The following is a 12,070-nucleotide window of genomic DNA, read 5'->3' on the forward strand; positions in this document are numbered from 1 at the left end:
GTAGGACGAAACGTTCGGCCTGCGGAGCCACCCGACGACGCCAGCCAGCCTAACGGGATCAATCGAAGGTGTCAGGGGACAGGGAGGCGCAAACCCGCAGGAAGATCGGTCCGTCCTGGACACCTTGTCCAATCCGCCCTCGGGTTTGCGCCGAAAGCCGAAAGGCCCGGGGAGCTCACCCCATGTGCGGATGAACGTGGTCGGTCGACGGGACGAACGTCTCCTTGATCGACCGGGCCGACGTCCAGCGCAGCAGGTTCTGCGCGGCGCCCGCCTTGTCGTTGGTACCCGACGCCCGGCCTCCGCCGAACGGCTGCTGGCCGACCACGGCACCGGTCGGCTTGTCGTTGATGTAGAAGTTCCCGGCCGCGAACCGCAGCTCCTCCACCGCCCGGGCGATCGCGTACCGGTCCTGGGCGATCACCGCGCCGGTCAGCCCGTACGGCGCGCCGGAGTCGACCCGGCCGAGCACGTCCTCCCAGCGCGAGTCCTCGTAGACGTGGACGGCGAGGATCGGTCCGAAGTACTCGGTCCGGAACATCTCGTTGCGGTGGTCCGAGGAGACCAGCACGGTCGGGCGGACGAACCAGCCGATCGCGTCGTCGTACTGGCCGCCGGCCGCCAGCTCCACCGTCGGGTCGCTCTTGGCCCGCTCGATCGCGTCCCGGTTCTTCTCGAAGGCCCGCCGGTCGATCAGCGCGCCCATGAAGTTCGACAGGTCGGTGACGTCGCCGACGGCCAGCGCGTCCACCTCGGCCAGGAAGTCGTCCTTGATCCGCTGCCAGAGGCTGCGCGGCAGGTACGCGCGGGAGAGCGCCGAGCACTTCTGGCCCTGGTACTCGAAGGCGCCGCGGATCAGCGCGGTCTTGAGGACCTGCGGGTCGGCCGAGCGGTGCGCCAGCAGGAAGTCCTTGCCGCCGGTCTCCCCCACGATCCTCGGGTACGTCCGGTAGGTGCCGATGTTGGCGCCGACCGTCTGCCAGAGCGACTGGAAGGTGGCCGTCGAGCCGGTGAAGTGCAGCCCGGCCAGTGCCGGGTCGGCGAGCGCGACCGCGGAGAGCTGCTGTCCGTCGCCGGTCACCATGTTGACCACCCCGGGCGGCAGCCCGGCCGCCTCCAGCAGCCGCATCAGGTGGTACGCGGCCAGCGTCTGGGCCGGCGCCGGCTTCCAGAGCACGGTGTTGCCCATCAGCGCGGGCGCGGTCGGCAGGTTGCCGGCGATCGCGGTGAAGTTGAACGGGGTGACCGCGTAGACGAACCCCTCCAGCGGGCGGTGGTCGGTCCGGTTCCACACCCCGGGCGAGGAGACCGGCTGGTCGGCCAGGATCTGCCGGGCGAAGTGGACGTTGAACCGCCAGAAGTCGATCAGCTCGCAGGCCGAGTCGATCTCCGCCTGCTGCGCCGTCTTGGACTGCCCGAGCATGGTGGCCGCGTTCAGGGTGTCCCGCCAGGGCCCCGCCAGCAGGTCGGCGGCGCGCAGGAACACCGCCGCCCGGTCGTCGAAGGAGAGCGACCGCCACTCCCGGCCGGCCGCCAGCGCGGCGTCCACCGCGGCCCGGCCGTCCTCCCGGGTGGCGTTGCCGAGCACGCCCAGCTTCGCCGCGTGGTGGTGCGGCTGGACGACGTCGATCCGCTCACCGCCGCCGAACCGCTGCTCGCCGCCGATGGTCATCGGCAGCGGGACCGGCTCGGCCGCCAGCTCGTCCAGCCGCCGCACCAGCCGGGACCGCTCCGGGCTGCCGGGCGCGTACGTCCGCACCGGCTCGTTGCCCGGGACCGGGACCTGGGTGACTGCGTCGATGGGCATGGCGGGCTCCACTCGTCGTCCGGCGGCCGGCCCGCTCCGACGACGGGCCCGACGCCCTCCAGACTGACCAGCGGCGGGCCCGATCGCCCGCCCGGACACGCCAACGGTGGACGTGGCGCGCGCCACGCCACCGTTGGCGGACGGCCGGCGGCCGTACGGACAGGCCCCGGGCCTCGCGGGCCGTCGGGCCGTCGGGCCGTCGGGCCGTCGGGCCGTCGGTGGGGTGCCGGCGAGCCTCGGCGGATCCTCTGCGGGTGCCGGTCCGGTCCCGGGCCGGTCCCCGGGGGGCTCCGGGTGGACGCGCGGGCGGGTGTCGCCTCAGCCGGTGAGCCGGGCGGCCAGCTCGACCGCCTCGGCCAGCGTGTCCACCACCGGCACGCCCACCGGCTCCAGCTTCTGCCGGGTGTGCGAGCCGCCGGTGTACAGCACCGCGTGCGCACCCGCGCTCAGCGCGGCGAGCGCGTCGTCCGCCGCGTCCCCGATCAGCACCGTCCGGGCCGGGTCCACGTGCTCGCCCAGCGCCTCCAGGTGCCGGACCAGATGCTCCGCCTTCTGCCCGCCGGCCGGGCCGCTGCGCCCGTCCACCCGCAGGAACTGCCCGGTCAGGCCGAAGCCGTCGACCACCGGAAGCAGCCGGGTGTGCTCGTACAGCGACAGCAGCGACTGGCTGTGCCCGGCCGCCCGCCAGCCGTCCAGCAGGTCCAGCACGCCCTCGGTCAGCCCGCAGGCCACGCTCAGCTCGTGGTAGCGGCGGTGGAACGCGTCGTCCAGCTCCAGCCACTCGGCGTCGGAGGGCAGCCGGCCGAGCAGCCGCTGGTAGAAACGGGGAATCGGGATCTCGTACTGCTCGCGGTACTCCTGCAGCGTCATCGGCCCGACGCCGACGGTCGCGAATGCGGCGTTGCTCGCTCCGAGCACCGCCTCCATGTCATGGAAGAGCGTGCCGTTCCAGTCCCAGACGATATGAGTGCGCACGCAGGGAACGGTAACGCCGGGTACCGACAGACCGGTAGGGCGGGAATCACCGCGCCCTCGTCCGCCGGAACCGCCGACCCGCCGGTCAGGGCGGGTGGGGCGGGTGGGACGGACGGACGGGCAGCTCCCGCCGGCACCCGGCCGTCAGGTCGGCCCGGCGGACCCCGGCAGGCTCAGGGGAGCAGTGCGGTGATCTCCTGGGTGGCGAACCAGAGCAGGTCGTGGTCCTCGGCGCCGTCCACGGTGAACTGGGCGTCCTGGTCGCCCGCGTCGGCCGCCGCCACCGCGGCCACCGCCGCCTCGACGTCCGTGACCACGTCCTGGTCGGCCACGTCCGCGTGCACCGCGGCCGCCTTGGCCAGCTTCACCGGTCCGGCGAGCACCACCCGGCCGAGCGAGGCCTGGTCCTGGTACTCGTCGCCGGGGAACGGCTTCACCGCCGAGTCGGCGACGTCCAGCGCGACCACGACGCGGCGGCGCGGGGCGTCCGGTTCGGCGGCCAGCAGCCGCAGCGAGGACTGGGCGGCCCGGTTCAGCGCCGCGTACTCCAGTTCCTCCAGGTCGTCACTGACGTACCACTCGCGCAGCGCGGGCGTCACGGCGTACGCCGCGGACTGCTCCAGCGCACCGCCGGAATGGGCCGCCGCCAGGCCGGTCAGGGTGGTGGGCACGTACACGCGCATCGGTGGCACTCTCCGGTTCGTCCAGCGGCACAGCTTCCAGCGCCCCCAGAATAAGCGCCCGACGCCGCCCTGTGATCACCGCGTTCGTCCCGATCCGGCGCACCCGCCGCCGGGCGTGCGGCCCGGGGGCTCCCGGGCGCCCCGTCCGCAGCGGCACGCCCCGGCGCGCGGCCGTCGACGCACGCCCCGACCCTCTGGACCACAGCCGGACCCGCAACCGGGCCTCAGCCGGGCCCGGTCCGTCCGCCGAGGGCTGCCCGGTCACCCCTGCGCCGTCCTCACCGCGCGGCTTCCAGGGCCTCCCGGCAGGTGGCCAGGGCGCTCTCCAGGACCGGGCCCCGGCGGGCCGGATCCATCATGTTCGGACCCATCACCGCCAGGTCCGCCGGCGTGGGCGCGAGCAGGTGCACACGGACCCCGCCGGCCCGCAGCAGACCGGCCTCGCGGAGCAGCTGCCGGGTCACCGCCCGGCGGTAGCGGCTCACCAGCTGGGCCAGTACGCCGCGCGGGCGGTCCCGGACGCGCCGGGCGCGCCAGGGTTCCGACGTGCCCCGGCCGGGCTTCGAGCGCCCCTGCGGATCCCTCCGCAGGGCCATCGGGGCGAGGACGTACACCTCGTCCAGGCCCCGGTCGAGCATCAGATCGGCGTTGGTGGCCGACCAGCAGCCGCCGTCCACGTACGCGGAGCCGTCCAGCCGGACCGGCGTGAACCACCCGGGGATCGCGCAGGACGCCATCACCGCCTCGGCGACGTCGGCGGGCGGCGCGTCCGCGTCCCCGAAGACCACCCGGTGCCCGCCGCGGTAGTCCACCGCCACGACCCGCAGCGCCGAACCCGGCGGCCCGGACGGCCAGCCGCCGGGGCCGAACAGGGCACCGACCAGCCCGCCTACCGGCTCCAGCGAACCCCGGCCGTGCGGGGCGATCGCCGAGACCATGGTCAGCAGCGGGTACTCGCGCGGGTGGCGGACCGCGTCACGCAGCAGGCCCGGCGAGCCGATACCGGCCCGTGGGCGCGGCGGCAGGGCACCGCCGACCGCCGTGTCGTAGTCGAAGTCGATCCCGGCCAGCGGCCCGTCCGTGACCGGCAGACCGCGCTGGTGGTCACGGAGCCCGCCGGCGTCGACGCCGGCGGCCAGCAGCGCGGCCAGGATCGCGCCCGCCGAGGTGCCGAGCAGGACTTCGGCGTCGCCGGGCCGCCAGCCGGTCGACTCCTCGACGGCGCACAGCGCACCGACCGTCCAGGCGGCGCCGAGCATGCCGCCGCCGCCCAGCACCAGCCCGCGCCGGGGAGCGCCGTCGGTGGTGCCCGGTCCCGCCGTCCGTGTCCCGGACAGCCGTGTCGTCGGTACCCGTGTCGTCATGCCGGCCGCCTGTCGTCGTCGGGGGCGGTGGTCGTGTCGCCGGGGGCGGTGGCCGTCCCGGGCCGGACACGCGCTTCCGCCCGTCCGGCCTGTCCGGGGCCCGGCCCGGTTCCGGTCCTGCTTCGGGGTCCGGTTCCGGTCCTGGTTCCGGTCAGGATCCGATCGTGCGCGCCGACCGGCCGACCGCGCAACGCGGCCGCCGCGCGGCCCGACCCGGTTCCGGCCTCCGTACCGCCCTCGGCCCCGGTCTCCGGCCCGGCACAGCACGGCCGCCCGGCCCGGCCGGGGCCCGCCGCCGTCCCGGCGATCCCACCGTCCCCTTTCGGGCCCTTCCGCGCGGCGCCGGGCGTCAACCCCGCGCCTCCCGAACCGGGCCCACAGCCCTTGCCGCAGCGGTCGGCTCACCCGGATAGGTGAACTTCCGGACCACCCCGGGCCGGGCCGGGAACCCGGTTGCCACCGCGTGCGGGCCCCGGCTAGCAAGGACCCGTCCGTACTCGTACCACCCGCTCCGAAGAAGGCCCATGACCACCTGCCCGAACCGCCCCGCCCCGCCGGTCCCGCCCGTCCCGGCCGCCGGCCCTCCCGTCCGGCCCGCCGTCCCTCCCACCGTGCTGTCGGCGCGCCCGCACCGTCCGCGCGCCGCCTCCCGGACCTGTCGCGCCCCGCAGACCGATCGGCGGCCGCGCCACCCCCGAGCCGCCTGCGCCGCCGCGCCCGGCCACGACCCGCGCGCCGGGCTGAGCACCCGGTTCGCCCACCAGCTGGTGGAGGTGCTCACCGGCGCCCGGCCGTCCGGCCAGCTGCTGCGCCACACCACGCTGGACGGCTACGGCCAGCTCGCCGCCCTGGTCCGGGCCGGCACCCTGCGCCGGACCCGCACCGGCGAGCGGCCGAGACTCGGCCCGGTACACGACCGCTCGCCCTCGCCGGAGGCCGTCGAGGCCTGTGTCCGGGTCGACCTCGGCACCCGGCACCACGTGGTCGCGTTCCGGCTGGAGCCGCGCGGACCGGCCGGCCAGTGGCAGTGCACCGCCGTGGAGGCCCGGTGAACGCGCCGCAGGGGCGTCCGCGAACGGCGCAGGGCGCCACCCCCGTACGGGAGCGGCGCCCTGCGCGGCGGCCGGCCGGAGCGGCCGGACCGGATTCAGCTCTTGCGGCGGCGGCCCTTGGCCGACTTGGCGGCCTTGCGGCGCTCGGCGCGGGTCAGCCCGTCGCCCTCGTCCTCCGCGCCGAGGTCCTCGAACTCGCCCTCGACCACACCGCCGCCGACCTCCTCCGAGGGGGCCGTGTAGTGCAGCCGCTGCGGCTTCGGGGCCTCCAGGCCCTTGGCCTTGATCTCCGGACGGGCGGAGTCCTTCTCCAGCTTGTCGAGGAGCACCGCGGCGTCCTCGACCGGGACCTCCTCGACCTGCTGCTCGACCTGGACCTCCAGGTTGAACAGGTAGCCGACGGACTCCTCCTTGATGCCCTCCATCATCGCGGTGAACATGTCGAAGCCCTCGCGCTGGTACTCGACCAGCGGGTCGCGCTGCGCCATAGCCCGCAGGCCGATGCCCTCCTGCAGGTAGTCCATCTCGTAGAGGTGCTCGCGCCAGCGGCGGTCCAGCACCGAGAGGACGACCCGGCGCTCCAGCTCGCGCATGATCTCCGCACCGAGCTGGTCCTCACGGGCGCCGTACTGCGCCTGGACGTCCTCCTGGATGACCTTGGTGAGGAACTCCGAGGTGAGCCCGGCGGCGCCGCCGGCCTCCTCCTCCAGCTGCTCCAGCTCCAGGGTGACCGGGTAGAGCTGCTTGAGCGCGGTCCAGAGCTTCTCCAGGTCCCAGTCGTCCTCGAAGCCCTCACCGGTGGCGGCCTGGACGTACGCCTGGACGGTGTCGTCCATGAAGTGGCCGACCTGCTCCTGCAGGTCCTCGCCCTCCAGCACGCGACGGCGCTCGCCGTAGATGACCTCGCGCTGGCGGTTCAGCACCTCGTCGTACTTGAGGACGTTCTTGCGGATCTCGAAGTTCTGCTGCTCGACCTGGGTCTGCGCGGAGGCGATCGCCCGGGTGACCATCTTCGACTCGATCGGCACGTCCTCGGGCACGTTGGCCATCGAGAGCACGCGCTCGACCATGCCGGCCTTGAACAGACGCATCAGGTCGTCGCCCAGGGACAGGTAGAAGCGGGACTCGCCCGGGTCGCCCTGACGGCCGGAACGGCCGCGCAGCTGGTTGTCGATCCGGCGGGACTCGTGCCGCTCGGTGCCGAGGACGTAGAGACCGCCGGCCTCCTTGACCTCCTCCTGCTCCGCCTTCACGGAGGCCTTGGCCTTCTCCAGCGCGGCCGGGAACTCGGCCTCGTACTCCTCCGGGTTGTCGGCCGAGGAGAGTCCGCGCTGGGCCAGCTCGGCCGCGGCGAGGTGGTCCGGGTTGCCGCCGAGCATGATGTCGGTACCACGGCCGGCCATGTTGGTGGCGACGGTGACGGCGCCCTTGCGGCCCGCCTGCGCGACGATCTGCGCCTCGCGCTCGTGGTGCTTGGCGTTCAGCACCTCGTGCGGGACCCCGCGCTTGCGCAGCTCCTGCGAGAGGTACTCCGACTTCTCGACCGAGACGGTACCGACCAGCACCGGCTGGCCCTTCTCGTGCTTCTCGGCGATGTCCTCGACCACGGCGGCGAACTTGGCCGGCTCCGACTTGTAGATCAGGTCGGGCTGGTCGATGCGCAGCGGCGACTTGTTGGTCGGGATCGGCACGACGCCAAGCTTGTAGATCTGGTGGAACTCGGCCGCCTCGGTGGTGCCGGTACCGGTCATGCCGGCCAGCTTGTCGTACAGGCGGAAGAAGTTCTGGAGGGTGATGGTCGCGAGGGTCTGGTTCTCGTTCTGGACCTCCACCCCCTCCTTGGCCTCGATCGCCTGGTGCATGCCCTCGTTGTAGCGGCGGCCGGCCAGGATGCGGCCGGTGTGCTCGTCGACGATCATGACCTCGCCGTTCATCACGACGTAGTCCTTGTCCCGCTTGTACAGCTCCTTCGCCTTGATGGCGTTGTTCAGGAAGCCGACCAGCGGGGTGTTCACCGACTCGTAGAGGTTGTCCATGCCGAGGTAGTCCTCGACCCGGGTGACACCCTCCTCCAGCACGCCGACGGTGCGCTTCTTCTCGTCGACCTCGTAGTCGCGGTCGATCTTCAGGCGCTGGACCAGCTTGGCGAAGTCGGCGTACCACTTGGTCGCCTGGTCGGCCGGACCGGAGATGATCAGCGGGGTGCGGGCCTCGTCGATGAGGATCGAGTCGACCTCGTCGACCACCGCGAAGAAGTGGCCGCGCTGGACGAGTTCGTCCTTCGACCAGGCCATGTTGTCGCGGAGGTAGTCGAAGCCGAACTCGTTGTTGGTGCCGTACGTGATGTCCATCGAGTACTGGCGCTTGCGCTCGGCGGGCGTCATGTTGCCGAGGATCACACCGACCTCGAGACCGAGGAAGCGGTGCACCCGGCCCATCCACTCCGAGTCGCGCTCGGCGAGGTAGTCGTTGACGGTGATCAGGTGCACGCCCTTGCCCGTGAGCGCGTTGAGGTACGTGGGCAGCGTGCCGACCAGGGTCTTGCCCTCACCGGTGCGCATCTCGGCGACGTAGCCGAGGTGCAGCGCGGCGCCGCCCATGAGCTGGACGTCGTAGTGCCGCTGGCCGAGGACGCGCTTGGCGGCCTCACGGACGGTGGCGAACGCCTCGGGGAGGATGTCGTCCAGCGTCTCGCCGTCGACGAGCCGCTGCTTGTACTCGTCGGTCAGCGCGCGGAGCTCGGCGTCGGTGAGGTTGACGAAGTCCTCTTCGATGGAGTTGACCTGGGCAGCAATCCGCTGCAGCTTGCGAAGGATCTTGCCTTCGCCGGCGCGCAGGATCTTGTCGAAGACGGACACTTGAGCGGGCTCCTTGCCTGTATTGGCACTGGACGACTGCACGGTGGGTCCACCCCACCGCACGGGCCATCGTATGCGAGGAGTCCAACGCCCCGGGAGGTGCGTCAGCACGGTATTCCCGTGTCACCCGTGCGAGCACATGACCCGATAGCGCCACTCACCGGGGCAAACCGGGCGACTGTCCGGAGAGTTGGCCGGTGCGATCCGTTAATCGGATGCTCGGATTCCTCTCTGCACGGAATAATCCACCCATGGAAGATCAACCGGAAGAGCAGACCGAAGCGCGGACCGTCGAGCCCGTCGTCCTCACCACCGACCGCCTGGTGCTGCGGGCCCCGCAGGAGTCCGACGTCGACGCGATCCTCGCCGCCTGCCAGGACGAGGCCATCCAGCACTGGACGGTCGTCCCCGTCCCGTACCGGCGCGAGGACGCCGAGTACTTCGTCCACGACCTCGCCGCCAACGGCTGGCGGACCGGCGAGAGCCGGATCTGGTGCGTCTTCGAGCGCGAGACCGGATCGATGGTCGGCACCCAGGGGCTCGTCGGCTGTCCCGGCCGGCCGGGCGCCGCCGAGGTCGGCTGGTGGGCGACCAAGGAGTTCCGCGGTCGCGGGTACACCGTGGAGGCCGCCCGCGAGGTCGCCCGCTACGGCCTCACCGAACTGGGCGTGCGCCGCCTGGAGTGGGTCGCCTACGTGGGCAACGAGGGCTCCCGCGCGGTGGCCGAGAAGGTCGGTTTCCGGGTCGAGGGCACCCTGCGCTCCTTCGCCGAGCAGCGCGGAACGTTCCACGACGCCTGGATCGGCGCCATGCTCCCCGGCGACCTCGCCACCGGTCCGGCCGCCGACCTCACCGACCTCACCGGCTGAACCCGCCGAAGCCCGCCCGCACCCGACCGGCGGGAGCCCCGCGGGCGGCCGGCGGTGCCGGCCGACGGGCGGATTGTCAGTACCCCCGTCTACCCTCGCCGGCATGACCGCCTCGACCTCGCGCCCGGCCGGCCGCCCCGCCACCGGCCGGACCCCCGCCCCGCCACCGGTGACGACGCTCGGCGCCGACGACGCCCGCCGGATCGCCCTGCGCGCACAGGGACTGCTCGGCGCCCCGGACCGCCCGGGCGGCGTGCGCGGGGTGCTGCGCCACCTCGGCGCCGTCCAGCTCGACACCATCTCGGTCCTGGCCCGCTCCCACGAACTGATCCCGTACGCGCGGCTCGGCGCCGTCGGCCGCCCGGCGGTCGAGGCCGCGTACTGGGGCAAGGGGACCAGTTTCGAGTACTGGTCGCACGCGGCCTGCATCCTGCCGATCGAGGAGTGGCCGCTGTTCGCCTTCCGGCGCCGCCGCTACCGCGAGCGCGCCCACGTCTGGGGCAAGGAGGTCGACGAGGCCACCTACCGCTCGGTGCTGGCGAAGCTGCGAACCGAAGGACCGCTCACCTCCACCGAGTTGGGCGGTGCCAAGAAGACCGCCGACTGGTGGGACTGGTCCGACACCAAGATCGCGGTGGAGCGGGCACTGAGCTTCGGCGACGTCGTCTGCACCGACCGCCGCAGCTGGAAGCGCGTCTACTCGCTGGCCGAACAGGCGGTTCCCGCCGAGCTGTTCGCGGCGGACCCGACCGACGAGGAGTGCCTGCGCACCCTGGTCGCCCAGTCCGGCGCAGCCCTCGGCGTGGCCACCCGGGCCGACCTGCTCGACTACCACCGCCTGCGCGCCGAGCAGTTCGACTCGGTCGTCGCCGACTCCGGCCTCGTGCCGGTCGAGGTGGCCGGCTGGGGTCCGGACGGCGCCCCGGCCGCCGCCTGGGCCGACCCGGCGGCCCTCGCCGGACCGCCCCGGGGCCGCCACCGGACCACGCTGCTCTCGCCGTTCGACTCGCTGGTCTGGGAGCGCCCGCGGACCGAGCGGATCTTCGGCATGACCCACCGGCTGGAGGCGTACACCCCGAAGCACAAGCGGGTGCACGGGTACTTCGCGATGCCGCTGCTGACCGGCGGCCGGCTGGTCGGCCGGGTCGATCCGGCCCGCGAGGGGCGGACCCTGGTGGCCCGCCAGGTGTCGCTGGACTCGCCGCGGCACGTCGGGGCACTGGCCACCGCGCTGCGCGAGGCGGCCGACTGGGTCGGCTGCGACGCCGTCCGGGTGGAGACGCTGCACGACGAGGCGCTGCGCCCGGCGCTGGAGCGCCTGCTCGCCTGAGCCGAGGCGGGGCGGGCGAGGGGAGGCGGGGCTGGGCCCGGCACCCCGCGGACAGGAGCGGAAGCGGGAGCGGGGCCGCACGGCCCCGCTCCCGCAGCCTCACCCTATTTCGAGGATCTTCTCCCGCATCGCGTAGACCACGGCCTCCATCCTGGAGTGCAGTTGGAGCTTCTCCAGGATGTTGCGCACGTGGTTCTTCACGGTGTTCTCGCTGATGAACAGCTCCTTGGCGATCTCCCGGTTGTTCATCCCGGTGGCCACCAGCTTCAACACCTCCAGCTCACGGTCCGTGAGCCGGGGCGCGGGCACCAACTCCCGCTCGTCGGACCGTCGCTGGATCATCGACTTGAACTCGGTCAGCAACTTGGACGCCATCGACGGGCTGATCTGGGACTGCCCGTCGGCGACCGCGCGAATCGCCGTGGCGACCTCGTCGGTGGAGATCTCCTTGAGGAGGTAGCCGGTGGCACCGGCCTTGATGGCCTCGTAGAGGTCGGCCTCCTCGTCGCTTATCGTCAGCATGATGATCTTGGTGCTCGGCGCCACGTCCTTGATCGCGGTGCAGGCCTCGATCCCGCTGCGGCGCGGCATCCGAACGTCCATCAGGATGATGTCGGGCAGCAGGTCGGCAGCCTTGAGGACCGCCTCGGCGCCGTCTCCGGCCTCGCCGACCACGGTGATGTCCGCCTCCTCGGCCAGCACGATCTCCAGGCCGCGCCGGAAGAGCGCGTGGTCGTCCACCACCAGAACGCGAATCGGCTCCCTGCGGCGGAGGTCGTACTCGGGCTCGTCCCCGGGTCTCGGCCGCACCCCCGCGACCGGCCCTGTAGCGGGCCCCAGCCCGAAGTGATCCCCCATCCGCTCCTCCCCCGTCGCCGGTCGTCGTCCGCCAATCATTCCACGCCCGGGGCCCCCTACGGTCACCCTCCGGCGCCATTGCCCCGCACGGGGTGACCTTCCCGGCCGGACCGGTCCCGGCGCCGCCCCACCGGCCTCGGCGCACGCCCCGGGCGCACCGGCGAACCGCGGGGAGCCCCCGGTCATCCACCGGGGAGCCTTCGGAACGCTTCCGGACGCACGGCTGACGGGCCGCCGGAGAACGGGCGACCCCGGCGGCACCGGCCGCCGGGGT

The 12,070-nt window shown here is 73.2% G+C and carries 9 protein-coding genes; 3 read left to right on the forward strand and 6 right to left on the reverse strand.

All coding sequences use genetic code 11. The features are described 5' to 3' along the window. Positions 1-175: 175 nt before the first annotated feature. The 4 genes from pruA to ACFWOG_RS22430 all read right to left on the reverse strand — a co-directional run bounded on the left by pruA (position 176) and on the right by ACFWOG_RS22430 (position 4,829). Positions 176-1,801 (reverse strand): L-glutamate gamma-semialdehyde dehydrogenase, encoded by a 1,626-nt coding sequence (pruA, locus tag ACFWOG_RS22415; RefSeq protein WP_380360558.1) that lies wholly within the window; start codon positions 1,799-1,801, stop codon positions 176-178. A gap of 324 nt (positions 1,802-2,125) precedes the next feature. Continuing rightward, positions 2,126-2,782, reverse strand: coding sequence for an HAD family hydrolase (locus ACFWOG_RS22420; RefSeq protein ID WP_380360550.1), 657 nt, complete (start codon positions 2,780-2,782; stop codon positions 2,126-2,128). Between the two features lie 173 nt (positions 2,783-2,955). Beyond that, complete coding sequence (locus ACFWOG_RS22425) at positions 2,956-3,465, reverse strand: DUF6912 family protein (RefSeq protein ID WP_329883568.1); 510 nt, start codon at positions 3,463-3,465, stop codon at positions 2,956-2,958. A 278-nt stretch (positions 3,466-3,743) separates the two neighbouring features. After that, complete coding sequence (locus ACFWOG_RS22430; protein WP_380360551.1) at positions 3,744-4,829, reverse strand: patatin-like phospholipase family protein; 1,086 nt, start codon at positions 4,827-4,829, stop codon at positions 3,744-3,746. 524 nt (positions 4,830-5,353) lie between these two features. Here ACFWOG_RS22430 and ACFWOG_RS22435 point away from each other — a divergent pair. Continuing rightward, on the forward strand, positions 5,354-5,881 hold the full coding sequence (locus tag ACFWOG_RS22435) for an Rv3235 family protein (protein WP_380360553.1): 528 nt from the start codon (positions 5,354-5,356) through the stop codon (positions 5,879-5,881). Between the two features lie 95 nt (positions 5,882-5,976). Here ACFWOG_RS22435 and secA read toward each other — a convergent pair whose 3' ends face one another. After that, positions 5,977-8,739, reverse strand: a complete 2,763-nt coding sequence (gene secA / locus ACFWOG_RS22440) for a preprotein translocase subunit SecA (RefSeq protein ID WP_329883565.1) — start codon at positions 8,737-8,739, stop codon at positions 5,977-5,979. A 251-nt stretch (positions 8,740-8,990) separates the two neighbouring features. Here secA and ACFWOG_RS22445 point away from each other — a divergent pair, with 251 nt between their 5' ends. Further along, positions 8,991-9,608 carry a GNAT family N-acetyltransferase gene (locus tag ACFWOG_RS22445; RefSeq protein WP_380360555.1) on the forward strand — a complete coding sequence of 206 codons (618 nt, stop codon included), beginning with the start codon at positions 8,991-8,993 and terminating at the stop codon, positions 9,606-9,608. A gap of 103 nt (positions 9,609-9,711) precedes the next feature. Next, positions 9,712-10,938 (forward strand): DNA glycosylase AlkZ-like family protein, encoded by a 1,227-nt coding sequence (locus ACFWOG_RS22450; protein ID WP_329952520.1) that lies wholly within the window; start codon positions 9,712-9,714, stop codon positions 10,936-10,938. 99 nt (positions 10,939-11,037) lie between these two features. Here ACFWOG_RS22450 and ACFWOG_RS22455 read toward each other — a convergent pair whose 3' ends face one another. Further along, the gene (locus ACFWOG_RS22455; protein WP_329883562.1) at positions 11,038-11,796 is read right to left on the reverse strand and encodes a response regulator transcription factor; all 759 of its coding nucleotides are present in this window, start codon (positions 11,794-11,796) and stop codon (positions 11,038-11,040) included. Positions 11,797-12,070: the final 274 nt, after the last annotated feature.

This window comes from Kitasatospora sp. NPDC058406 (genome assembly GCF_042722765.1).
GTDB lineage: Bacteria > Actinomycetota > Actinomycetes > Streptomycetales > Streptomycetaceae > Kitasatospora.

What these genes read in the sequence shown, in the direction of transcription:
- ACFWOG_RS22450 (WP_329952520.1), top strand. Translation starts at nt 9,712, where the DNA reads ATGACCGCCTCGACCTCGCGCCCGGCCGGCCGCCCCGCCACCGGCCGG.
- ACFWOG_RS22425 (WP_329883568.1), bottom strand. Translation starts at nt 3,465, where the DNA reads ATGCGCGTGTACGTGCCCACCACCCTGACCGGCCTGGCGGCGGCCCAT.
- ACFWOG_RS22435 (WP_380360553.1), top strand. Translation starts at nt 5,354, where the DNA reads ATGACCACCTGCCCGAACCGCCCCGCCCCGCCGGTCCCGCCCGTCCCG.
- ACFWOG_RS22430 (WP_380360551.1), bottom strand. Translation starts at nt 4,829, where the DNA reads ATGACGACACGGGTACCGACGACACGGCTGTCCGGGACACGGACGGCG.
- ACFWOG_RS22455 (WP_329883562.1), bottom strand. Translation starts at nt 11,796, where the DNA reads ATGGGGGATCACTTCGGGCTGGGGCCCGCTACAGGGCCGGTCGCGGGG.
- ACFWOG_RS22445 (WP_380360555.1), top strand. Translation starts at nt 8,991, where the DNA reads ATGGAAGATCAACCGGAAGAGCAGACCGAAGCGCGGACCGTCGAGCCC.